The sequence below is a fragment of the Streptomyces sp. NPDC021100 genome (assembly GCF_044333095.1).
In the GTDB taxonomy this organism is placed as follows: Bacteria; Actinomycetota; Actinomycetes; order Streptomycetales; family Streptomycetaceae; genus Streptomyces.
Genome location: NZ_JBIRQH010000004.1, coordinates 543,443 through 566,327 on the forward strand (window position 1 = coordinate 543,443; position 22,885 = coordinate 566,327).

Below are 22,885 nucleotides of genomic sequence, written 5' to 3' on the forward strand. Positions count from 1 at the left end.
CACTCCAGGGGGTCGTTCCAGCGGGGACCGCTGGTGCGGGCCCTGACCAGTAGTCGGACCGCGCGCCGGTCGGGTTCCCGGCGGGCGGCGAGATGTGCGGCATAGGCTGCGGAAGATCAACTACCGCGGAGGACCACCGATGCCGGACCACACCACCCCCCAGCAGCTCCAGCCCATGCCCACCGACTGGCGGCGCGCCCTCGCCGTCGTCGCCCACCCCGACGACCTCGAGTACGGCGCGTCCGCCGCCATCGCCGCCTGGCTCGACGAGGGACGCACCTGCGCCTACGTCCTGGCGACGCGCGGCGAGGCGGGCATCGACACCCTGAGCCCCGCCGAGGCCGGACCGCTGCGCGAACGCGAACAGCGGGAGAGCGCCGCCGCCGTGGGCGTGGACACCGTCGAGTTCCTCGACCACGCGGACGGCGTCATCGAGTACGGCACCGCGCTGCGCCGCGACATCGCCGCCGCCGTCCGCCGCCACCGCCCCGAACTCGTCCTCACCCTCAACCACCACGACACCTGGGGCGGGGTCGCCTGGAACACCCCCGACCACCGGGCCGTCGGCCGGGCCACCCTGGACGCCGTCGCCGACGCCGGGAACCGCTGGATCTTCCCCGAGCTCGTCGACGACGGCCTCACCCCGTGGAACGGCGTGCGCTATGTGGCCGTCGCCGGCTCGCCCCGGCCCACCCACGCGGTGGACGCGAGCGCCGGCCTCGACCGCGCGGTGGCGTCGCTGCTCTGCCACCGCACCTACATCGAGGCGCTCACGGACGAGGAGCCGGAGCGCTACTGCCGGACCTTCCTGGAGGGCAACATGGCGGCGGCGGGGGAGCGCTTCGGAGGACGGCCGGCGGTCGCGTTCGAACTCTTCCCCAGGTGACCGGCGACCGCTAGAGCTTGCGGTAGGTACGGGCGTCCTCGGCCGCCGCCAGGACGGCGGCCAGGTCGCCGCCCGCCGAGGCCGTCACCACGGTGGCCACGGCGCCCTCGACGAACGGGGCGTCCACCAGCCGGGCGTCCGCCAGTTCACCGGTGCCGAGCAGGGACTTCACGGTGAGCACCGCGCTCCCCATGTCGCACAGCACCACCACGCCGGCCCCTTCACCGGCCTCCTCGACGGCCGCCCTGACCAGCTCGGCGCTCGTCCCGACGCCCCCGTCGGGCAGCCCGCCGGCGAGCGCGACGGGCGCCGGGTCACCGGTCCCGACCAGAGCCGCGGCCAGGCCGGCCGTGGCGGCGGCCAGCTCGCGGCTGTGCGACACGAGGACGACGCCGACGCGGCCGGGGGCGGGTGCGGGGGCGGGCGCGGCGTCCGGGGCGGCCTCGGCGGCCTGCGGCTCCTCCGGCGGGCCCGGCTCCTCCTGCCGCCGCGGGGCGAGATCCGGGTCCGTGGCCTCGTACAGCGCCGTGACCAGCAGCGCGGACGAGGCCGCGCCCGGGTCCTGATGGCCGACGCTCCGCTCGCCCAGGTAACTGGCCCGGCCCCGGCGGGCCCGGAGCGGGACGGTCGCCTCCGCGCCCTCGACGGCGGCGCGCGCCGCCGCCCGCAGCGCGGCCGTCACGTCGTCGCCGCCGGCGAGGGAAGCGGCGAGGGCGTCGGCGGCGGGCTGGAGGGCGTCGACCATCGTCGCGTCCCCGGGCGCCGAGTCGCCCAGCCGGCGCACGCTGCGGACGGCGGCGGCCAGCCCCTGCCCCAGCGCCTCGGGAGCCACCTCGGCGTCCTCGCCCAGCACCTTCCCCAGCCGCCGGAACACCGTGCCGAACAGCGGGCCCGACGCTCCGCCCACCGTGTTCGTCAGATGCGCGCCCACGGCGGTCAGCAGCGCCCCCGGGGTCCCCGCCTCCGCCACCGCCTCCGCCCCGGCGGCGGAGGTGAAGCCCCGCTTGAGGTTGGCGCCGTGGTCCGCGTCCCCGATGGCGGCGTCCAGCTCGGTCAGGCGGTCGGCGGAGGCGACGACGACCTCGACGGCGCGGTCGAGGAAGCGGCGGAAGAAGGCGAGGTCAAGCGGGATGGCGGCGGTCATGCGCGGCTCCTTGCTCCTGTTGCTTCTGACGGACGGCTGCGTCCCGGCCAGCGTAGGCGCGGGCGGACCGGGTCAGCGGACGACGTCGAACACGTTCTTCTGCAGGCCGTTGGCGTACGCCTCGTGCTCCACCCGTGGCGGAACGGCGACGGTGAGGCCTCATCCGACCGGACGAGCGGCCTCCGCCGCGAGAGTGAACGGCCGGAGCGTCCGGGCGCCGGGGTGTACGCCGTTCACGCTCCCGGCAGGGCGCGCAGCCCCAGCCCGTCCGCCGTGATGGTGTCCGCCGTGACGAGGGCCTGTTCGGCCGTGACGTCCGTCATGAAGACGAAAGGCGGGATCACCGGGGGCGCGGGGAGGGTGTCGGGGGAGAAAGTGAGGCAGACGAGGCCCTCCAGGCAGCCGTGGAACCGGGTGAGGTGGAGCGTCACCTCGCCTCGTAGCTCCAAGGCGCGGGCCTGCAGGGCGAGTTGCCCTGCCGCCTGTCCGTCGCGCGTCCGCAGCCGGTAGTCGCTCAGCGAAGCGGCCCGCATCTTGAGGACGATGACCTTCAACCGGCCCTTGGCCGTGGGGATGTGACGCACGCCGGCCAGGGTGAAGCCGTGCGGGGAGAAGCGGGAGGCGGTGACGGACGGGGGAGTGGCGGCCGCGATGACCGGCTGCTCCGACTGCACCGGCCGTCCCGGTGGCGCCTCCGCCGCCTCCGCCCGGTCCGCCGACGGCCCGGCCAGGACCGTCAGCAGGACGGCCGGCAGCGCGACGGCGAGCGTACGGTCGCCCCTCGGGGTCCAGCCGAAGCCCATCGCGCTGCCCGCGATGCCGAGGGCCATGCCCACCAGGAACCCGCCCAGGTTGGTGGCCGCGAACGACAGCACCGACAGGATCAGGGCGTTGACGCTCACGTAGTGCCGTGCCGACGGCAGGAACCAGAGGAACAGCCCCGCCGCGATCAGCGCCAGCCCGATGCCCAGCGCGGCCAGCCCGCCCAGCCCCAGGCTCACCAGCACGGTCACCGGTGACAGCGGGACCACCAGCAGCTCCGTCCCGCCGAGGACGAGGAGGGCACCGGCCCAGAAGGGCCGGGTCCGCCGCCAGGCGCGGAAGCGGCGGCGGGCCGGCCCGTCCGGCAGCGTCGGGAACGCCCGCGGCCGCCTCAGAAGCACTGGTCGCCGTCCAGGTTCACCTGGAGTTTCAGGCCCCTGAGCCGGAAGTTGCCGCCGGTGGCCGACCAGGCGTGCGACCGTACGCCCGCCACCGTGACCTTCCCCGCCTGGAGCCCGAACGCGCCGGCGTCGCTCTTCACCCCCGGCACCCGGTCGAGCGTCGACGCGTCCCGGCCGATCTGCGCCGTACCGAACTCCGCGTCCCCGACGAGGTCCTCGCCGTCGATGACCAGATCGCTCGCCGTCACCTCGCCGGCCCGCCCGCCGGCCGTGAGCTTGAACGTGACCTTGCCCAGCGGCGTGGGCACGGACGCGGCCTGACAGATGTCGCTCAGCCGGGCGTTCCCGATGCCCAGCAGGGCGACCGGATGCCCCTTGCCGTCGACGGACTTGTCGGTCTGCACGTACGAGGCGAGCCCGTCGCTGGTCAGCCTGCCGGACGACACCTGGAAATGCGTGCCGGAGACGGCGAACGAGGCCGCGAGCACGCCCTGCGCCATCCCCGTGGCCATCGCCCCCACCGCGAGCACCGCCGGCAGGGCGATCAGGGCGGTCCGCCGCCAGGCGGTACGGCCCTCCGGCAGGTCTCGGTCTGATCCGCTCACTGCTTCCTCCCGCGACTCAGGGAAGTGCGTGGTGTGCAGGTGGTGCCATACTGCCGATGTTCCCGTGGAGTTGGAGACTAGGGCCGATTTTGAACGATAGTCAACAGCGCGGAAGCGAGCGGGCGCGGGCGCGCCGGGCCGAACTCATCGCCGTCGGGCGGAAGCTGTTCGCCGACACGTCCTACGACGCCCTGTCCATGGACGACATAGCCCGGCACGCGGGCGTCGCCAAGGGGCTGATCTACTACTACTTCAGCAGCAAGCGCGGCTACTACCTCGCCATCATCGAGGACGCCGTCGCCGAACTCGTCCAGCGCGCCGGCTCCACCCACGACCTGCCGCCCGCCGAACGCGTCCACCACACCGTCGACGGCTACCTCCGCTACGCCCAGCACCACCAGGCCGCGTACCGCGCCATCGTCACCGGCGGCGTCGGCTTCGACGCCGACGTCCTCGCGATCCGCGACCGCGTCCGCGAACAGCTCCTCACCGCGATGGCCCGCGCCGCCTGGGGGCGCACCGACCTCCCGCCCGTCGCGCGGACCGCCCTCGTCGGCTGGCTGTCGGCGGTGGAAGGGGTGACGCTGGACTGGCTCGTCCGCCGTGAACTGCCCCGGGAGATGGTGTGCGGGGTGCTGGTGCGAGCGTTGGGGGACGCGCTGCGGATGGTCGAGGAACACGAGCCGACGTGTCCGGCGCCGGAGCGGACCCGGTGGTGAGGCGCCCCGGCCCCGCCCCTTCCCGTTTCCCGCGGGGGCTGCGGCCCCCGCACCCCCATTCGGAGCGCCGCCAGTGAAGTTTGCGGCAGACCGGGGTATATGCGGGACATCAACCTGAAAGTCACGGCCGGACCCTCCAGTTGCAGTCCGGCCATGATCTGTCAACCCGTGACGAGGCCCCCACGATCAGGCATACTCCAAGCGCCACAGCCGCAGGTCATCCCCATTCCGCGATCCGGCACGGGACTGTCGACTGGGCATCGCCGGCGGTCCGGCCGACACCCAGGCCCCCGCCGTTCCAGCGCCCGACAGGGAGGAGAGCCGTCGCATGACCGACCACGGCCCGCAGCCGGTGGAGCGCCAGCTGCCCACTGAGGAAGCCAAGGACCTGCTCGCGCTGGTGCGCGACCTGGCGCAGCGGGAGATCGCCCCGCGGGCGGCGGCCGAGGAGGAGGCGGGGCACTTCCCCCGGGACCTCTTCCGGCTGCTGTCCTCGTCCGGGCTGCTCGGGCTGCCGTATCCGGAGGAGTTCGGGGGCGGCGGCCAGCCGTACGAGGTCTACCTCCAGATGCTGGAGGAACTGGCCGCCGCGCGGCTGACGGTGGGCCTCGGGGTCAGCGTCCACTCCCTCGCCTGCCACGGCCTCGCCGGGTTCGGCGCCAAGGAGCAGCGGGCGGAGCACCTGCCCGCGATGCTCGGCGGCGGGCTCCTCGGCGCGTACTGCCTCTCCGAGCCGCAGTCCGGCTCCGACGCCGCGTCCCTGCGCACCCGTGCCGTCCGCGACGGCGGCGACTGGGTCCTCACCGGCACCAAGGCGTGGATCACGCACGGCGGGATCGCCGACTTCTACACCGTCCTGGCCCGGACGGGCGGCGAGGGCGCGCACGGCGTCACCGCGTTCCTGGTGCCCGGCGACGCTCCCGGGCTGACGCCCGCCGCGCCCGAGCGCAAGATGGGCATGAAGGGGTCGCCGACCGCGCAGCTGCACTTCGACGGCGTACGCGTCCCGGACGCGCGCCGCATCGGCGAGGAGGGCCAGGGCTTCACCATCGCCCTGTCGGCCCTCGACTCCGGCCGGCTCGGCATCGCCGCCTGCGCCGTCGGCGTCGCCCAGGCGGCCCTGGACGAGGCGCTGGCCTTCGTCGCCGAACGGCGGCAGTTCGGCCGTCCCCTCGTGGACTTCCAGGGGCTGCGCTTCCTGCTGGCCGACATGGCCACGCAGATCGAGGCCGGCCGGGCCCTCTACCTCGCCGCCGCCCGGCTGCGCGACCAGGGGCTGCCGTTCTCCCGGCAGGCGGCCATGGCCAAGCTCTTCTGCACCGATGCGGCGATGCGGGTCACCACCGACGCCGTTCAGCTCATGGGCGGGTACGGCTACACGGCGGACTTCCCCGCGGAGCGGTACATGCGCGAGGCGAAGGTCCTCCAGATCGTGGAGGGCACCAACCAGATCCAGCGGATGGTGATCGCCCGTCATCTGGCCGGGCCGGAGTCGCGGTAACGGGTCGCGGTAGGCGGTACGTCGCGGCCGGTGGCGGGCCGGCGGCCCCGGGACGGCGCGGGCGGACGGAGTCCGCGCCCGAACCGCCCGGCACCTTGCGGCCGTCGACGGCCCGTACGCCGCCGGGTGGCCGCGGCCCGGTGGTCCCGCGGCCGCGCACCCGGGCGTCGTCGCCTTCGGCCCGGACCGCCCCCCGGCACTCCGCCGTGCGTACGCGAGCCGCCGCCGTCGGGGCGGGCGACGGTGATGGTCCGCGTCTGTCCTGCTTCGCGCGTCGGGCTCCGCCTCAGGGCCTGTGGCGCGTCTCCGGCACCCGCACCGGCCGCGAGCCCGGCCCGCCGATGTGCGAGAACGGCTGCGTCCGCCAGTCCAGGCTCTCCGGCAGGGTGAGCAGCAGGGCCGTGTCCAGTTCCAGCGCGCCCTCGTCCTCCCCGGCCGGCTCGGCGTCCTCCACGGCGCGCCCGGAGCCCGGGCAGACCGTGAGACCGAACGGGTTCCACGGGGACGGGCAGAGAGCGTGCTCCGGCAGCTCGTCCTCGTCCGCGAGCAGGGCGATCGGACGGGCGCAGTCCGGGCAGGTCACCCGGAACATCGTGGTGAAGTCCGCCGGCTCGTCGAGGCCGTACGGGCTGCTGTCGCCGTCGTTCTCCAGGCGTTCCAGGCTCGGCATGATCTTCGTTTCCCCCTCGGCTGGGCCTGGCCGGGGCGTCTCGGCTCCGGCCACAGCAAGCACTTCCCGTCGGCGGTCCGGGGTAATCGCCCCGGCCGGGGGGACACGGGCGCGGGCCTGTGGCGTTCGTCACGCGTCCCGCGCGCCCGCGGGGGGCGCCGACTGTGCCGGGCGCCGTGCGACGCAGTAGGTTGGCCGGTGTGGAGGAGCTGGACAAAGAGATCGTGGAACTGCTCGTCAAGGACGGGCGGATGAGCTACACCGACCTGGGCAAGGCCACCGGCCTGTCCACCTCGGCGGTGCACCAGCGGGTGCGCCGGCTCGAACAGCGCGGGGTCATCCGCGGTTACGCCGCGGTGGTCGACCCGGAGGCGGTGGGGCTGCCGCTGACCGCCTTCATCTCGGTGAAGCCGTTCGACCCGAGCGCCCCGGACGACATCGCGGACCGGCTGGCGGAGATCCCCGAGATCGAGGCGTGCCACAGTGTCGCGGGGGACGAGAACTACATCCTGAAAGTGCGGGTGGCCACGCCGCTGGAGCTGGAGCATCTGCTGGCGCGGATCCGGTCGTTGGCGGGGGTGTCGACGCGGACGACGATCGTCCTCTCGACGCCGTACGAGGCGCGGCCGCCGCGAGTGGGGTGAGCCCCAGGCCCGCCCCTTCGCCGATTCCCGGGGGGCAAGCCCCCCGGACCCCCCGAAACCGCGCTTCGCGCGGTTGTCCTCAAACGCCGGACGGGCTGGTTTCCAGCCCGTCCGGCGTTTGAGGACGAGCGGCGAAGCCGCGAAAAGGGGGGTCTGGGGCGCAGCCCCAGGAATCGGCGAAGGGGCGGGACCGGGGCTCACCCAACCCCCCGCCCACCCGCCGCACCCCCCGCCACGCCACACTTGTCCCATGAGCGAGCGCCCCCGAACCACCCTCCTCCGCAACGGCGACGTGCACAGCCCCGCCGACCCCTTCGCCACCGCCATGGTCGTCGAAGGCGGCCACATCGCCTGGGTCGGCTCCGAAGGAGCGGCCGACTCGTTCGCCGACGGGGTGGACGAGATCGTCGACCTTCAGGGCGCGCTCGTCACCCCGGCGTTCACAGACGCACATGTGCACACCACTGCCACCGGCCTCGCGCTGACCGGACTCGACCTGTCCGGCGCGGCCACGCTCGGGGAGGCGCTGGAGCGGGTGCGGGCGTACGCCGCCGCCCGGCCCGGTGACCGGATCCTGCTGGGGCACGGCTGGGACGCCGCCCGCTGGCCCGAGGGCCGGCCCCCGTCCCGGGCGGAGCTCGACGAAGCCGCCGGTGGCCGGCCGCTCTACCTCACCCGGGTCGACGTGCACTCGGCGGTGGCCGCCACCGCCCTCCTCGACCTCGTCCCCAACGTCCGTGACCTGCGCGGATTCACCCCCGACGGGCCCCTGACGGATGACGCCCACCACGCCGTCCGGGCCACCGCGCACGCCGCCGTCACCCCCGCCCAGCGGACCGAGGCGCAGCGCGCCGCGCTGGCGCGCGCGGTCTCGCTGGGCATCGGCTCGGTGCACGAGTGCGCCGGCCCGATGATCTCCGGCGAGGACGACCTGACCGGACTGCTGCGGCTGGCCGCCGAGGAGCCGGGCCCCCGCGTCGTCGGCTACTGGGCCGAGGCGTTCACCTCCGCGAACCAGGTGGCGAAGGTCAGGGAGCTGGGCGCGCACGGCGCGGCCGGCGACCTCTTCGTGGACGGCTCCCTCGGCTCCCACACGGCCTGCCTGCACGAGCCGTACGCGGACGGTCAGGGCACCGGCACCGCGCATCTCGACGCCGACACCGTCGCCGCGCACGTCGCCGCCTGCACCGAGGCCGGCGTCCAGGCCGGTTTCCACGCCATCGGCGACGCCGCGCTCACCGCCGTCGTCACCGGCGTCCGGGCGGCGGCCGCGAAGGTCGGGCTGGACCGTGTCCGGGCCGCCCGGCACCGGGTCGAGCACGCCGAGATGCTCACGCCCGAGCACATCGCCGCGTTCGCGGAGTTCGCGCTCACGGCCTCCGTCCAGCCGGCCTTCGACGCCGCCTGGGGCGGTGACGAGGGCATGTACGCCGCGCGGCTCGGCCGGGAGCGGGCCCGCACCCTCAACCCGTACGCGGCGATGCTGCGCGCCGGCGTCCCGCTGGCGCTCGGCTCGGACAGCCCCGTCACCCCGCTCGACCCCTGGGGCACGATCCGGGCCGCCGCCTTCCACCACACCCCCGAGCACCGGATCTCGGTCCGTGCCGCCTTCACCGCGCACACCCGTGGCGGCTGGCGGGCGATCGGCCGGGACGACGCGGGGGTGCTGGTGCCGGGGGCGCCCGCCGACTACGCGGTGTGGGAGGCCGGCGACCTGGTGGTGCAGGTGCCGGACGCCCGCGTCGCCAACTGGTCCACCGACCCCCGCTCGGGCACCCCGGGCCTGCCGGAGCTGGTCCCCGGCGGCCAACTGCCCCGCTGTGTCCGCACGGTGGTCGCCGGACGGACCGTGTACGCCGCCTGAGACCGGCCGAACGGGTGACGTCCGCGCGGCGCGTACCGCCGAACGACGTGCGGTCGGCCTGTCGCGCTGCGTCACCCCCTCCGCACTGACCTGCTGATTTGGCACAACGACGCAGGTCAAGCAGCTGTTGACAGGGTGCGGTCCGGGGCGGGTAAGTTCGGCCGGGTCCACCACAGGACGCCCGACCGGAGAACTCCACGCAGTCGTCGAACGCCGCTGGGCCATGGGGTGGCGCGCCGTACGGGCGCGCCGCCACTGGGAGCCAGGTCCAGCGCACGGGGGCGGGGGACGTTCCGCCGGGTCGGCAGGTGTGACCCGGGTGGGGCCCGGACGTTCAGTAGACAACGGTTCCAGGGCGACCCGCAGCCAGCGGTTCCCCGGCCGGCCCGAAGGACACCGAGCCCCACCCGCCGTCCCCGTCCGCCCGCGCATCGCGGCCGGGCCTTTCGCCTCTCGGCCTCCGCGCCGCTTTCCCGCACCCTGGACACGAGCCCTACCCACCGCGAGGTACGGTCACGTGACCCTTGAACGAGCTGCAGGAAGGCGCGACCGTGCCCTCGGGTTCCGACACCACCGCCGAGACCGCCGGCGACCCGGCCGCGAGCCGCCCGGACGCCGCCCCGGCGCCCGCCGCGCCCCGCCCCGGCCGGCGCGCCCGGCTGGCCGCGCTGGCCCGCCGCGAGGCCGCCCGCACCGGCCTGGCCGCCGCGACCGGCGTCGGGCTGGCCTTCGCCTTCCCGCCGTACGACGTGTGGCCGCTGTCCGTCCTCGGGGTCGCCGCGCTGGTCCTGATGACCCACGGCCGGACCGCCCGCCAGGGCGCGTGGACGGGCTTCGTCCTCGCCCTGCCGTTCTTCGTGCTGCTGCTGCGCTGGCTGGACGTCGTCGGGTACGACGCCGTCGTCGGCCTGTCCGTGGCGGAGGCGCTGTTCGTCGCCGCGCTCGGCGCCGGGCTGGCCCGGACCTCCCGGCTGCCCGGGTGGCCGGTGTGGGGGGCCTGCCTGTGGGTGGCCGAGGAGTGGGCGCGCGACCGGGTGCCGTTCGGCGGCTTCCCCTGGGGCCGGCTGGCCTTCGCCAACACCCACTCGCCGTTCACCCCGCTCGCCGCGCTGGGCGGCGCCCCGCTGGTGTCCTTCGCGGTGGCCCTCGCCGGCGGCCTGCTCGCCTTCGCGGGGCTCACCGTGTGGCGGCGGCGCGGCGTCGGCGGCCCGCGCGCGGTGAAGGCGCTGCTCCCGGCGGTGGAGGCGGCGGCGCTGGCCGGGGCCGTGCTCCTGGCCGGGTACGCGGTGCCGGTCCCGACCAAGGCCGACGACACGGTGAACATCGCCGTCGTCCAGGGCGACGTCCAGAAGCCCGGCATGGACTTCCTCGGCCGCCCGATGCTGATCCTCAACAACCACGTCAACGCCACCCTGCAGCTGGCGAAGGACGTGAAGGAGGGGCGGGCGAAGAAGCCCGACCTCGTCATCTGGCCGGAGAACTCGTCCGACCTCGACCCGTTCCGGGTCAAGGAGGCGTACGACCGCATCGACCTGGCGGTCAGGACGATCGGGGTGCCGGTGCTCGTCGGCGCCCTCGTCGACCACCCCACCAAGCCGGGCTACGTCTTCAACCAGGGCATCGTCTGGGACCCGAAGTCCGGCCCCGGCGCCTCGTACACCAAGCAGCACCCGGTGCCGTTCGGCGAGTACGTGCCGTTCCGTGAGCAGCTCAGCAAGGTCATCACCCGGCTGCAGCGGGTGCCCCGCGACTTCTACCCCGGCGACCACACCGGGGTCATGAAGGTCGGCCCGGCCCGGCTCGGTGACGTCATCTGCTTCGAGATCGCCTACGACGAGATCGTCCGGAAGACCGTGAAAGCCGGGGCCCGCGCCCTGGTGGTGCAGACCAACAACGCCACCTTCGGCCACTCCGACCAGCCCGAGCAGCAGCTCGCCATGAGCCGGCTGCGCGCCGTCGAACACGGCCGGGCCGTGGTCACCGCCGCCACCAGCGGCATCAGCGCGGTCGTCGGCCCGGACGGCTCGGTGCTGCGGCGCGCGCCCGAGTTCACCCGCGAGGTCATCACCACGTCGATCCCGCTCCGGGACGGCACGACGCTCGCGGACCGTGCGGGTGCGGCGCCCGAATGGACGCTCGCTATGGTGGGCCTTCTCTCCTGGGCGGCCGCGTTGCTGATCGGTCGTCGGGGACGAGTGGTGGAGTCCCCGGACAAGTCGGACAAGAAGGGCCAGCAGTGAACGACGGCGGTCAGCGGAGATACGGTCCGCTCGGCACGACCTTGGTGATCATCCCGACCTACAACGAGGCGGAGAACATCAAGCCCATCGTCGGCCGGGTGCGGGCCGCCGTCCCGGAGGCGCACGTGCTCGTCGCCGACGACAACAGCCCGGACGGCACCGGCAAGCTCGCGGACGAGCTGGCCGAGGACGACGACCACGTCCACGTCCTGCACCGCGAGGGCAAGGAGGGGCTGGGCGCCGCCTACCTGGCGGGCTTCCGCTGGGGCCTGGAACAGGGCTACGGCGTCCTGGTGGAGATGGACGCGGACGGCTCCCACCAGCCCGAGGAACTGCCCCGGCTGCTCACCGCCCTCAAGAACGCCGACCTGGCGCTCGGCTCCCGCTGGGTCCCCGGCGGCCGCGTCGTGAACTGGCCCAAGTCCCGCGAGTTCCTCTCCCGGGGCGGCTCCACCTACTCCCGGCTGATGCTCGACGTCCGCCTGCGCGACATCACCGGCGGCTACCGCGCCTTCCGGCGCGAGACGCTGGAGGGGCTGGGGATGGAGGAGGTGGCCTCGCAGGGCTACTGCTTCCAGGTCGACCTGGCGTGGCGGGCGGTGAAGGCGGGCTTCCACGTGGTGGAGGTGCCGATCACGTTCGTGGAGCGGGAGCGGGGCGACTCCAAGATGAGTCGCGATATCGTCGCGGAGGCTCTGTGGCGGGTCACGTCGTGGGGGGTCGGGTCGCGCGTGGGCAAGGTGCTCGGGCGGTAGCGCCTGCGGCGGGCTGGTGCCCCGGTCCCGCCCCTTCGCCGATTCCTGGGGCTGCGCCCCAGACCCCCTTTTCGCGGCTTCGCCGCTCGTCCTCAAGCGCCGGACGGGCTATATCAGCCCGTCCGGCGTTTGAGGACTGGGGGCACCCCCCTGGGGGAGGAACCGGGGCACCCCCACCACCCAGGCACACTGGATGCATGACGTTCGGAACACCGCAGCAGCCCAAGCAACGCCGGGCCCGCAAACTGATCCCCCTCGCCGTCGCCGCCTGGGCAGTGGCGGAGATCGCGCTCCTGGTCCTGGTCGCCGACGCTGCCGGCGGCCTCGCCGTGTTCGGGCTGCTGGCCGGAGGCGTCATCCTGGGCGGCTACGTGATCAAGCGAGCCGGCCGCCGTGCCTGGCAGCGGCTGACGCGGTCGATGCAGGCCGCGGGAGCGGGCAGCGCCGCGCCGGAGGGCGAGGGCAACGGCCTCACGATGCTCGGCGGCCTCCTGCTGATGGTCCCCGGCCTGATCTCGGACGCGGCCGGCCTGCTCTGCCTCTTCCCGCCTACCCGAGCCCTGATCCGGAAGACGGCCGTCCGCCGGATCGAGCGCGCGGGCGCCGCGAGCCCGCTGGGGGACGCGATGCGGCAGGCACGGATGCACCAGCCCGACGGCAAGGTCGTCCAGGGCGAGGTCATACGGGACGACGAGCGCCCCGCCCCCCGCGCTGACGACCCGCAGCTCCCGCGCTGAGCGGGGACGCGCCGGCGCGCGAGGACGCACAAGGGCCCGGCCACCGCTTCTTCGCGGTGGCCGGGCCCTTGTGGTGCTGCGCGGTGCGGCGGTCGGTCAGGCCGACTTGCGGGTGTCCCGCGGATGCACGGCGATGTTCATGGCACCGGAACGCAGGACCGCCAGCCTCTCGGCCAGCACCTCCTCCAGCTCCTCGCGGGTGCGCCGCTCCATGAGCATGTCCCAGTGCGTACGCGCGGGCTTGCCCTTCTTCTCCTCGGGTCCGTCGCCGTCCACCAGGAGTGCCACGGCGCCGCACGCCTTGCACTCCCACTCCGGTGGAATCTCCGCCTCTACAGAGAACGGCATCTCGAATCGATGGCCGTTCGGGCATGCGTACTCCACCGCCTGGCGCGGGGCCAGATCGATGCCGCGGTCGGTCTCGTAGCTGGTCACCACAAGTCGCGTGCCGCGGAGAGCTCGCTCACTCATGAATTCGTGCCTCCCGGGCTTGTCGCCCACAGGACAGGTGTCGCTGTCGTCGTCATCCGGTCAACGTCCGGTCGGCGGTGAAGATTCCCGTTGAGGGACATGCGTCGCCCGTCGTGCCGCCCCTTGTTGTACCCACCAGCGCCCGGTTTGTCACATCTGACAACAGATGTCACCCAGTGTTCCCGGCACTTAAGCGCGCAGTAACGGTTCATCCGGTGGGTCAAAGGCGTACACTACCGGCTCGCGGGTCACCATGACGCACCGGGTCAGGCCCCGGCCGTCCCGACGGCCGCCGGAGCCGCCTCCCCGCCCGCCACCGGACGTTCCGCCGGCGCGCTGCGAGCCGGTTCGAAGAGGCGCAGGAAGAACTGGGCGAGCGGGCCGATCGTCACCGCGAACAGTACCGTCCCGGCACCCACCGAGCCGCCGAGCGCGAAGCCCGTCGCCAGCACCACCACCTCGATGCAGGTGCGTACCAGCCGCACCGAGCGGCCGGTCCTGCGGTGCAGGCCGGTCATCAGCCCGTCGCGCGGGCCCGGGCCGAAGCGGGCCGATATGTACAGGCCGGTGGCCGCGCCGCACAGCACCACGGCGAAGGCCAGCAGCGGGATCCGCGTCCAGAACGAGTGCTGCGCGGGGACCAGCCCCAGCGTCGCGTCCATCGCCAGTCCGATCACCAGCACGTTGGACACCGTGCCCAGCCCCGGGCGCTGCCGCAGCGGGATCCACAGCAGCAGCACCAGCGCGCCGATCAGGACCGACGCCGTGCCGATCGAGATCCCGGCGTGCCGGGCCACGCCCTGGTTGAGCACGTCCCAGGGCGCGAGGCCGAGCCCCGCCCGCAGTTGCAGCCCCGCGCTCGCCCCGTACAGCGCCAGGCCCGTGTAGAGCCGGACGAGGCGGCCGGCGACCGCCGTCGCCGTGGTCCGTGTCGGTGTGGGCACAGCCCCTCCCCAAAAGTCATGGCCGCGCCCCGGTGGTGGTGCATGTGGCCTCTCGCATGGCAGTCTGTGGACTGTAAGCGATGATGATCCATGGCCAATTCCTGAAAGGTGGACCGCAAACGTGAGTCAGTGGACCGCCTCGGTGGGGGCGCAGCAGCTCGCCCGTCTTCTCGACGCCCAGGGCGGCGGCCCGGAGTCCCGGGGCGGCGTGACGCCCCTCAACGGCCGCCGCACGCCCGCCTACCGCTCGCTCGCCGACCGCGTCCGGCTGCTCGTCCTGGAGGGACGCGTCCCGGTGGCCGCCCGGCTGCCCGCCGAGCGCGAGCTCGCCACGGCCCTCTCCGTCAGCCGGACCACCGTCGCCGCGGCCTACGAGGCGCTGCGCGGCGAGGGGTTCCTCGAATCCCGGCGCGGGGCCGGCAGCTGGACCGCCGTGCCCGCCGGGAGCCCGCTGCCCACCCGGGCCCTGGACCCGCTGCCGCCGGAGACCGCCGGCTCGATGATCGACCTCGGCTGCGCCGCGCTGACCGCGCCCGAGCCCTGGCTGACCCAGGCGTTCCAGGGGGCGCTGGAGGAACTGCCGCCCTACGCGCACACCCACGGCGACTACCCCGCCGGGCTCCCCTCCCTGCGCCGCGCTCTCGCCGACCGCTACACCGCGCGCGGCATCCCCACCATGCCCGAGCAGATCATGGTGACCACCGGGGCCATGGGGGCCGTCGCCGCCATCGGCCGGCTGCTGGCCGGGCGCGGCGAGCGGGTGGCCGTCGAGTCACCGTCGTACGCCAATGTCCTTCAGCTGCTGCGCGAGGCCGGTGCCCGGCTCGTACCCGTCGGCATGGCCGACCGGCTCGGCGGCTGGGACCTGCCCGCCTGGCGCCAGGTCCTGCGGGACGCCGCCCCCCGGCTGGCCTACGTGATCGCCGACTTCCACAACCCCACCGGCGCCCTCGCCCCCGAGTCCCAGCGGCGCGAACTCGTCGAGGCGGCGCGGTCCGCCGGCACCGTACTGGTCGCCGACGAGACCATGACCGACCTCGCCCTGGAACCCGGGCTGGCCATGCCCCGCCCCGTCTGCGCCTTCGACCCGGCCGGCAGCACGGTGGTCACCGTGGGCTCCGCCAGCAAGTCGTTCTGGGCCGGGCTGCGGATCGGCTGGGTACGCGCCGCCCCCGAAGTGATCCGCAGCCTGGTCGCGGCCCGCGCCTATGCCGACCTGGGAACGCCCGTACTGGAACAGCTCGCCGTCACCCGGCTGCTGGACACCGGCGGGTGGGAGGAGGCCGTCGCCGCGCGCCGCGCCGAAGTGCTCGACAGCCGGAACGCGGTCGTCGCGGCCCTCGAAGCGCGGCTGCCCGACTGGGAGTTCACCGTCCCGGAGGGCGGCCTCACCCTGTGGGTACGCACCGGCGGACTGTCCGGCTCGCGGATCGCCCAGGTCGGCGAACGACTGGGGGTACGCGTGCCGTCCGGTCCGCGGTTCGGCGTGGACGGCGCCTTCGAAGGGTACGTACGGCTGCCGTTCACCGTCACCGGGCCGGTCGCCGACGAGGCGGTGTCCCGGCTCGCCGAGGCCGCCCGGCTGGTGGCCAGCGGCGCCCCCGTGGCGGCCGACGCGCCGCGCACGTTCGTGGCCTGAGGGGTCGGTGGAGTCGGCGGGGGCTGCGGGATAGCGGCCCTGGGTGCCCGGCTGGTACGGGTCCTGACCGCCGACCGGGTACACGTGCGCCGGTGCATAGGAGGCAGGGGCGGCAGGGGCGGCAGGGGCGGCAGGGTCGGCGGGGGCGCCGGGGCTCGCGTGGCGGCCGGTGCTCGTGCGGACCGAGGGGTCCGCGGTGTGGTGGCCGGCGTGCCGGGAGCCCGCGTGGAGCGAAGGGTCCACCGGGAAGTGGCCGGAGCGGTCCGCCTGCGGCCGTCCCGGGGCGTCCTGCCGGTGGGCGGTGTCCCAGGCGCCGTCGTGGCCCGGACCGGCCGGCGGGAAGCCCGTGGAGGCGTCCGCCGGGAAGCCGCCCGGAACGTCCGCCGGGTAGCGCCCGGAGGCATCCGCCGGCGCGTGAGCCGTGCCGTCCGCCGGCCGGTGACCGGTGGAGCCCGCGTGAGCGCCGTCGTGGGCCGGGGAGCCCGCGGCGTAGTGGCCGGAGCCGTCCGCCGGTTGCCCGCCCGGGGCGTACGTCTGCGGGTGGCCGGCGTGCCGGGTGCTCTCGGGGAGCGGGGGGTCCATCGCGTAGTGGCCGGAGGTGTCGCCCGGGTAGCGGCCCGACGGGTCGGGCGGCGCGGGGCGGGCACCGCTCGCGGGTGCCCGGCCCCAACCGTCCGGGCGGGCCGCCTGGCCGTCCTGCGGCAGACAGGCTCCGCCCTGCGAGGGCGTTCCCGCGCCGGGCGTCGCCTGGCTGTCGGCGAAGCGCGCGCCCGGGCCGTCCGCCGGATAGCGGCCCGACGCCACGGGCGGCGCGGAGGTGGCGTCGGAGGCGAATGCCCGGCTCCGGCCGTGCGGGTGGGCCGCCGGGCCGTCCGCCGGCAGGTAGGCCGAGGTCTGCGGGGGCGCTCCCGTGCCGGGACTGTCGGCGAACCGTGAGCCTTCGGGGGCCGGCCCACTCGCCGCGTAGCGGTCCGATGTTTCCGGCGGTGCGCCGGTGGTGGCGGACGCGGACGCGTGGTCCCGGCCGTCGGGCGGCAGGTAGGCCGCCCCGTCATGCGAGGGCGCTCCCCCGCCGGGTGCCGGGCTGTCCGCGAAGCGCGCGCCCGGGCCGTCCGCCGGATGGCGTCCCGGCGCCTCCGCCGGCGCGGGGGCGGTGCCGTTCGCGGGGGCGTGGTCCCAGCCGCCCGGGCGCGGCCCGGCGTCTCTGGTCTCCGGCGGGCGCGGGGACGGGTGGGACGCCGGGGCGGCGAGCTGTTCCGTCGGGGGCCATGGGGGGAGGAGGTCCGCGACGGCGCGGCGGTGGGGTTCGGGGGCGCCCTCGTCGTACGGGTCGGGGGTGGCCGGGACCTGGAGGCGGTGGACCGGGCCGGTGCCCAGGCGGGCGTAACCCCGGCCGGGGGGCACCTCGTTGACGGGCGTGGTCTGCGGCAGTTCGCCGAGCGTGTCGCGCACCTGGCCGGAGGGGACCGGGCCCAGGACCACCCGGGCCCGGGTGTGGGCGAGCACCGCCTCGGTGAGCAGCCGTTCGCTCTCCAGTTGTTCGCCGAGCGCGACGGTCACGTTCGCGGCCCGGCCGTGCCGCAGTGGCACCTGGAGCAGGTCCTGCGGGTCGGGGCGGCCCTCGCCGGCGGCGAGGGCGCTCAGCGCCGCGGGGCGGTCGACGACGATCCACAGCGGGCGGCGGACGTCCTCCGGGGCCGGACGGCCCTGCTGCCGGGCCGTGTTGATGGCCACCAGGCGCCGCTGGGTCTCCTGCGCGGCCCACTCCAGGGCGGCCGTCGCGCCGGGCGGCGCGGACTCCACGGCCAGGACGCCCTCCCGGCCGGCCAGGCACGCGTACTCGCCCGCCCCGCCGCCGTCCACGATCACCACGTCCCCGTGGTGCAGGGCCTGCAGCAGCACCGAGCGGAGCAGCGTGGTGACGCCGCCGGCGGGCCGGCCGAGGGCCAGCAGGTGGGGTTCGGAGGACCGCTGGCCGGTGCGCCAGATGACCGGCGGCACGTCGCGCGTGACGTTCCCGTCGGTCACCGGCAGCGTCCGCTGCACGGCCTCCGGGTCGGTGAAGCCCAGCAGGACCTCGCCGGGGGCGGTCACGAAGCGCTGGGCCCGGATGCCGGCGGGGAGGGCGGGCAGTACGGACAGGTCGAGGACGCCCTCCTCCTCGTCCCAGACGAAGCGGTACTCCCGGCCCCGGCCCGCCTTGGTCTGCAGCAGGTGCTCGATGCGGGCGCGGGCCTCGCTCTCCCCGTCGGTGAAGTACGCGGGGTAGCGCAGCCGCAGGGCGACCAGCCGGCCCTCGTCGTCGAAGGCGTGGTCGTCGAACGCCTGCTTCCAGATGCCTCCGTGGGAGTAGAGCGGTGTCGGGTCGAGCGGCGAGGAGAAGTACGGGACGAGGGCCTCGTACAGGGCCTGGAGGCGTCCTTCCACCGGGTCCTGACGGCTCGTCGGGGCGCCGGCGCGGTCCCGGCCACGCCACGCGCCGGCGGCCAGCAGCGCGGCGGCGGCCAGCGGGGGCCCGTAGGGGATGAGGGCGACGATGAGCATGCAGGAGGCGGCCAGCAGCAGCGCGGCGCCGCGCCGGTCCCGGGGGGTGCGGGCCCAGCCGCGCCGCCCGGCCGCCGCCAGCGAGCGCAGGCCGCGGCCGATGGTGATGACCGGGTGCAGCACGTCGCGGGCGCTGTCGGTGACGCTGTGGGCGAGCTCCCGGCCGGGGGTGAGCGGGGCTCGGTCGGTCAGGGTGCGGGGGACTCCGCGCCGGCCCATGGCGGCCTCCTGACGTCGGGGCGGGGTGGGGCTTCGGGGTGGACGGGCGCCGCGCGCGGCGGGACGGACCGGTACCGCGCGCGGCGGGCGGTCAGAACCGCAGCCCGCCCAGCAGTCCGGCGAGGCTGGCGCCGCCCGCCTTGATGCTGGGGGCGATGGCGGTGCCGGCGAGGTAGAAGCCGAACAGGGCGCAGACGAGGGCGTGGCTGGCCTTGAGACCGTCCTTGCGGAAGAACAGGAACACGACGATGCCCAGCAGCACGACGCCGGAGATGGAGAGGATCATGGGAGGTCTCCTGTTGGTGGGGCGGTCACCATGAGTCCTCCCAGCGTCACAGCAAGCAGGGATCCGGACATCCGGGAAGAGGCACACGAGTGACGCATCCGGGGAGAGGCGCACGAGTGACGCACGGCCGGTTCACCCGCTCGGCCGCGGCCGGGCCGTCCGGGGTTCCGGGCGGGTCGGGCGTACGTAGGGTGGGTCCTGGGAAAGATCGGGAACCGGGCCGTGTACCGCGGCCCGACCCGCGCCGGGCCCGTGAGCGGCCCGGACCGACCGGCCCCGCCGTGGGCCCCGACCCCGAGGACCGCCGACCATGCCCGAGCCGACGCCCGGCGCCGAGCCCACCCCGCCCGCCTCCGGCCCCGCCGAACCCGCGCACGACCCCGAGGTGCTCCAGCTCGCGGCCAAGGTCTTCGACCTGGCCCGGCACGGGGACACCGACACCCTCGCCGCCTATGTGGACGCCGGCGTGCCGCCGAACCTGACCAACGACCGGGGCGACACCCTCGTGATGCTCGCCGCCTACCACGGGCACCCCCGGACCGTCGCCGCCCTGCTGGACCGGGGCGCCGACCCGAACCGGGCCAACGACCGCGGGCAGACGCCGCTGGCCGGCGCGGTCTTCAAGTCCGAGGACGAGGTGGTCCGGCTGCTCGTCGCGCACGGCGCCGACCCGGCGGCCGGGGTGCCGTCGGCGGTGGAGACGGCCGGCATGTTCGGCCGCCAGGACCTGCTGGAGCTGTTCCGGGGCGCGTAGTGCGGGGCGCGCGGCCCCGTGAAGCGCAGGTTTTACGTGTGACGACCGGGCAAGACGCATCCGCGTGAGCCATAAGCGAATAAACAGCGCCAAAGTGCGTACCCATACCGGAAGGGACCAACGGGACCACGTGTCCCGCCAGACTCTCCGACAGGTGATCATGGGCGCCGAGCGCAGACGAACCCCGAAGACCGTACGGGGTGCCCCCGCACGGGGCGGCACCTCGGCCACAGACCGGCTGCTCCGCACGCTGCTGCGGCGGAGCAAGTCGCCCCTGAGCATCGAGGAGGTCACGGTCGCGGACCGCCCGGAGGTCCGCCGTGCCGTGTCCGCCGCGGCGCTCGGCAACATGATGGAGTGGTTCGACTTCGGTGTGTACGCCTATGTGGCGGCCACCCTCGGCAAGGTCTTCTTCCCCTCCAGTTCCCCGGGCGCCCAGGTCATCTCCGCCTTCGCCACCTTCGCGGCCGCCTTCCTCGTCCGTCCCCTGGGCGGGCTGGTGTTCGGGCCGCTCGGCGACCGCGTGGGCCGGCAGCGCGTCCTCGCCGCCACGATGATCATGATGGCGGTCAGCACCTTCGCCGTCGGCCTGCTCCCCACCTACGGGACGATCGGCGTCGCCGCGCCCGTCCTGCTGCTGCTCTGCCGCCTGGTGCAGGGCTTCTCGACCGGCGGCGAGTACGCCGGAGCCACCACCTACATCGCCGAGTACGCCCCCGACAAGCGCCGCGGCTTCCTGGGCAGCTGGCTCGACTTCGGCACCTTCGTCGGCTACGCGCTCGGCTCGGGCCTCGTCACCGTGCTCACCGCCGTCCTCGGCGACGACGGGATGACGGACTGGGGCTGGCGGCTGCCCTTCCTGCTCGCCGGACCGCTCGGGCTGATCGGCCTGTACATGCGGATGAGGCTGGAGGAGACCCCCGCCTTCCGCGCGGCGGCCGAGGCCGGCGTCGCCCCCGCCGCCCGCGACGAGGAGGCGGTGGCCGAGGGCGCCGAGGAGGCCCGCCAGTCCGGCCACGGCCGGCTGCGCGAGATCTTCACCAAGCACTGGCACGCGGTGCTGATCTGCATGGGCCTGGTCATCGTCTACAACGTCACCAACTACCTGGTGACGTCCTACCTGCCCACCTACATGACCGAGACGCTCGGCAAGGACCCCACCACGGCCCAGCTGCTGATCCTCGGCACCATGATCGTGGTGGCGCTCACCATCACCACCGTGGGCCGCTCCTCCGACCAGTGGGGGCGCCGGCCGATGTTCATGGTCGGCAGCGCCGCGATGGTCGCCCTGGCGATCCCGGCGATCCTCCTGATCCGGGCCGGGGGCACGCTGCTGCCGGCGCTGGGCTGCCTGATGCTCGGGCTGCTGCTCGTCGTCTTCGCCGGCACCGCCGCCTCCACGCTCCCCGCCCTCTTCCCCACCCGGATGCGCTACGGCGCGCTCTCGGTCTCGTTCAACATCTCCGTCTCGCTCTTCGGCGGCACCACCCCGCTGGTGGTCTCCGCGCTGCTGGAGCAGACGGGGGACCGGATGATCCCCGCCTACTACCTGATGGGCGCGGGCGTCGTCGGTTTCGTCTCCGCCTTCTTCCTGCACGAGACGGCGGGCAAGCCGCTGCGCGGCTCGGGCCCGATGGTGGAGTCCCCGGAACAGGCCCGCCGCCTGGTCGCCCGCAGCCGCACCGAGGCCGGCCGCCGGGCCAGGGACGTCTGGCTCCACCTGCGCCACCCGGGGCGGGCGCACGACGAGTCCGGGCCGCCGTCCGACGGCCCGGGCGACGACCGCTCCTGAGCCCCTCCTCGTACGGCCGCGCCGCCCACCCGGGACACCGGGGACGGGCGGCGCGGCCGTACCGCCCTCACGCGGCCTCCTCCGTGCCCTCCCGCCTCACGCGGCCTCCTCCGAGTCCTCCGGCACCCGCAGCCGCTGGGTGAGCCGGCGGGCCTCCGCCAGCAGGGAGCCGATCAGCTCGATCGCCTCGGGGTCGGTCGACGCCTGCCCGGCCAGCCGAGCGCGCAGCGTCCCGTGCGCCGCTTCCACCCCGCGCAGCTCCCGCAGCAGCTCCTCCCGGGCGGCGGCCGGGTCGTCCCCGGTCACCGTACGGCCGTACGCGCACAGGGCCCGCGCCACCCGGTGCAGGAAGTCGCCGTACGGGCGGGCGGCGTCCGGGCCGGGCAGCCGGCGCGGGTGACCGGCGTCCGTGGCCTCGACCAGGGTGCGGGACAGTCCCTCCAGATGGTCGACGACGTGCTCCAGGGTGTGCGCGGTCTCCTCGTACGACGGCTTCGCCCGCCACAGGAGCTCGCTCCGGCGCCGGTGCGGGTTGAACCGCGCGCTCTCCTCCGCCCAGCCGATCGCCGACCGCACCCCGGCCAGCAGCCGGGGCAGCCGCCGGACCCGCTCCTGCCAGCCCACCGCCCGGCCGTGGTCGCAGCCCTCGGCCACCCCCTCCGCCATCGCGTCGAGGACCGTCCGGCACTCGGTGACCACCTCGCCGATGGCGTCCCGGGCGCTGCGCAGCGAGACCGGCGGCAGGACGAACGCGTTCACCGCCACCCCCACCACCGCGCCGAGCAGCGCGGCCAGCACCCGGTCGACGGCGATGCCCACCGACCACTCGCCCCCGGCGAGGGTGAACAGCGCCGACGTGGCGCCCGCCAGCCCCTGGTCGCCGAAGTGCTGCCAGTTCCCGACCAGCAGGGCCACCGGCAGCACCACCGCCATGGCCGTCAGCGTCCCGCCCAGCAGCATGCCGCCGGCGGTGGCCATGACCGTCCCGAGGGCGATGGCCAGCGTCTGCTGGGCCGCCTGCGCGAGCGAGCGGTAGACCGTCGTCCGGACCAGCAGCAGCGCCACCCAGGGGGCCATCAGTGCCAGCGTGTTCGTCAGCAGCCAGGCGGCGAGGGCCCAGGCGGCCACCGCCGCCAGGGTCGCCTTGAAGGCCAGGATCACCAGCTCCCGTTCCCGGCCCGGCCCCTGCCAGGCCCCTCGCAGCGCCCGTCCCGCCGCTGAGACCTCTTCCACTGTCCTGCGCCACATCGTTCTCTCTCGCCACACCTTGTGTGTGTGCCACATCCGGGCGGATCCATGTCCGGGGCG

General features: G+C 75.0%; 19 protein-coding genes and 2 pseudogenes. 11 read left to right on the forward strand and 10 right to left on the reverse strand.

From position 1 onward, the window contains the following. The first annotated feature begins 139 nt into the window (after positions 1 to 139). On the forward strand, positions 140 to 886 hold the full coding sequence (locus ACH4PU_RS11875; protein WP_398269740.1) for a PIG-L deacetylase family protein: 747 nt from the start codon (positions 140 to 142) through the stop codon (positions 884 to 886). Positions 887 to 896: 10 nt separating this feature from the next. Here the strand turns inward: ACH4PU_RS11875 and ACH4PU_RS11880 are convergent, their stop codons facing one another. The 4 genes and pseudogenes from ACH4PU_RS11880 to ACH4PU_RS11895 all read right to left on the reverse strand — a co-directional run bounded on the left by ACH4PU_RS11880 (position 897) and on the right by ACH4PU_RS11895 (position 3,798). Then, positions 897 to 1,268, reverse strand: a complete 372-nt coding sequence (locus ACH4PU_RS11880; protein ID WP_398269915.1) for a PTS-dependent dihydroxyacetone kinase phosphotransferase subunit DhaM — start codon at positions 1,266 to 1,268, stop codon at positions 897 to 899. A gap of 132 nt (positions 1,269 to 1,400) precedes the next feature. Continuing rightward, positions 1,401 to 2,030 (reverse strand): annotated as a pseudogene (dhaL, locus tag ACH4PU_RS11885) (dihydroxyacetone kinase subunit DhaL); the annotation flags it as partial. Between the two features lie 233 nt (positions 2,031 to 2,263). Then, positions 2,264 to 3,193 carry a DUF6114 domain-containing protein gene (locus ACH4PU_RS11890; RefSeq protein ID WP_398269743.1) on the reverse strand — a complete coding sequence of 310 codons (930 nt, stop codon included), beginning with the start codon at positions 3,191 to 3,193 and terminating at the stop codon, positions 2,264 to 2,266. Beyond that, positions 3,184 to 3,798: a DUF6230 family protein gene (locus ACH4PU_RS11895; protein ID WP_398269746.1), complete on the reverse strand. Its 615-nt coding sequence runs from the start codon at positions 3,796 to 3,798 to the stop codon at positions 3,184 to 3,186. Before ACH4PU_RS11895 ends, ACH4PU_RS11890 begins: the two co-directional genes overlap by 10 nt. An 89-nt stretch (positions 3,799 to 3,887) precedes the next feature. Between ACH4PU_RS11895 and ACH4PU_RS11900 the strand changes: the two genes are divergently transcribed. Both ACH4PU_RS11900 and ACH4PU_RS11905 read left to right on the forward strand, forming a co-directional pair. Continuing rightward, positions 3,888 to 4,517, forward strand: a complete 630-nt coding sequence (locus tag ACH4PU_RS11900; RefSeq protein ID WP_398269749.1) for a TetR/AcrR family transcriptional regulator — start codon at positions 3,888 to 3,890, stop codon at positions 4,515 to 4,517. A gap of 328 nt (positions 4,518 to 4,845) precedes the next feature. Beyond that, a complete protein-coding gene (locus ACH4PU_RS11905) occupies positions 4,846 to 6,018 on the forward strand; it encodes an acyl-CoA dehydrogenase family protein (protein WP_398269752.1) in 1,173 nt (390 codons plus the stop codon). Positions 6,019 to 6,304: 286 nt separating this feature from the next. On the opposite strand, the gene ACH4PU_RS11910 is transcribed toward ACH4PU_RS11905, so the two are convergent. Continuing rightward, the gene (locus tag ACH4PU_RS11910; protein ID WP_398269755.1) at positions 6,305 to 6,688 is read right to left on the reverse strand and encodes a hypothetical protein; all 384 of its coding nucleotides are present in this window, start codon (positions 6,686 to 6,688) and stop codon (positions 6,305 to 6,307) included. 200 nt (positions 6,689 to 6,888) lie between these two features. On the opposite strand from ACH4PU_RS11910, the gene ACH4PU_RS11915 reads away from it, so the two are divergent. The 5 genes from ACH4PU_RS11915 to fxsA all read left to right on the forward strand — a co-directional run bounded on the left by ACH4PU_RS11915 (position 6,889) and on the right by fxsA (position 12,928). Beyond that, the gene (locus tag ACH4PU_RS11915; RefSeq protein ID WP_004948875.1) at positions 6,889 to 7,332 is read left to right on the forward strand and encodes an Lrp/AsnC family transcriptional regulator; all 444 of its coding nucleotides are present in this window, start codon (positions 6,889 to 6,891) and stop codon (positions 7,330 to 7,332) included. Positions 7,333 to 7,582: 250 nt separating this feature from the next. Next, the gene (locus ACH4PU_RS11920) at positions 7,583 to 9,196 is read left to right on the forward strand and encodes an amidohydrolase (RefSeq protein ID WP_398269759.1); all 1,614 of its coding nucleotides are present in this window, start codon (positions 7,583 to 7,585) and stop codon (positions 9,194 to 9,196) included. A gap of 524 nt (positions 9,197 to 9,720) precedes the next feature. Then, positions 9,721 to 11,436, forward strand: a complete 1,716-nt coding sequence (gene lnt, locus ACH4PU_RS11925; RefSeq protein ID WP_398269762.1) for an apolipoprotein N-acyltransferase — start codon at positions 9,721 to 9,723, stop codon at positions 11,434 to 11,436. Then, positions 11,433 to 12,191: a polyprenol monophosphomannose synthase gene (locus tag ACH4PU_RS11930; RefSeq protein ID WP_398269765.1), complete on the forward strand. Its 759-nt coding sequence runs from the start codon at positions 11,433 to 11,435 to the stop codon at positions 12,189 to 12,191. The genes lnt and ACH4PU_RS11930 overlap by 4 nt, the downstream gene beginning before the upstream one ends. 197 nt (positions 12,192 to 12,388) lie before the next feature. Beyond that, on the forward strand, positions 12,389 to 12,928 hold the full coding sequence (gene fxsA, locus ACH4PU_RS11935; protein ID WP_398269768.1) for an FxsA family membrane protein: 540 nt from the start codon (positions 12,389 to 12,391) through the stop codon (positions 12,926 to 12,928). Between the two features lie 96 nt (positions 12,929 to 13,024). On the opposite strand, the gene ACH4PU_RS11940 is transcribed toward fxsA, so the two are convergent. Then, the gene (locus tag ACH4PU_RS11940; protein ID WP_004948858.1) at positions 13,025 to 13,399 is read right to left on the reverse strand and encodes an RNA polymerase-binding protein RbpA; all 375 of its coding nucleotides are present in this window, start codon (positions 13,397 to 13,399) and stop codon (positions 13,025 to 13,027) included. A 266-nt stretch (positions 13,400 to 13,665) separates the two neighbouring features. Further along, positions 13,666 to 14,343, reverse strand: a complete 678-nt coding sequence (locus ACH4PU_RS11945; protein ID WP_398269771.1) for a YitT family protein — start codon at positions 14,341 to 14,343, stop codon at positions 13,666 to 13,668. A gap of 121 nt (positions 14,344 to 14,464) precedes the next feature. On the opposite strand from ACH4PU_RS11945, the gene ACH4PU_RS11950 reads away from it, so the two are divergent. Then, positions 14,465 to 15,982: a PLP-dependent aminotransferase family protein gene (locus ACH4PU_RS11950; protein WP_398269774.1), complete on the forward strand. Its 1,518-nt coding sequence runs from the start codon at positions 14,465 to 14,467 to the stop codon at positions 15,980 to 15,982. Positions 15,983 to 17,047: 1,065 nt separating this feature from the next. Here ACH4PU_RS11950 and ACH4PU_RS11955 read toward each other — a convergent pair. Beyond that, positions 17,048 to 18,745: pseudogene (locus ACH4PU_RS11955) on the reverse strand (hypothetical protein); the annotation flags it as partial. Between the two features lie 91 nt (positions 18,746 to 18,836). Further along, positions 18,837 to 19,031 (reverse strand): hypothetical protein, encoded by a 195-nt coding sequence (locus tag ACH4PU_RS11960; RefSeq protein WP_004948848.1) that lies wholly within the window; start codon positions 19,029 to 19,031, stop codon positions 18,837 to 18,839. A gap of 310 nt (positions 19,032 to 19,341) precedes the next feature. On the opposite strand from ACH4PU_RS11960, the gene ACH4PU_RS11965 reads away from it, so the two are divergent. Together ACH4PU_RS11965 and proP are read left to right on the forward strand one after the other, a co-directional pair. Then, entirely contained in the window at positions 19,342 to 19,785 is a 444-nt protein-coding gene (locus ACH4PU_RS11965; RefSeq protein ID WP_398269777.1) for an ankyrin repeat domain-containing protein, read from the forward strand. Positions 19,786 to 19,945: 160 nt separating this feature from the next. Then, positions 19,946 to 21,577, forward strand: a complete 1,632-nt coding sequence (gene proP, locus ACH4PU_RS11970; RefSeq protein WP_398269919.1) for a glycine betaine/L-proline transporter ProP — start codon at positions 19,946 to 19,948, stop codon at positions 21,575 to 21,577. A 96-nt stretch (positions 21,578 to 21,673) separates the two neighbouring features. Here proP and ACH4PU_RS11975 read toward each other — a convergent pair whose 3' ends face one another. Next, a complete protein-coding gene (locus ACH4PU_RS11975) occupies positions 21,674 to 22,810 on the reverse strand; it encodes an aromatic acid exporter family protein (RefSeq protein WP_398269780.1) in 1,137 nt (378 codons plus the stop codon). Positions 22,811 to 22,885 lie beyond the last annotated feature (75 nt).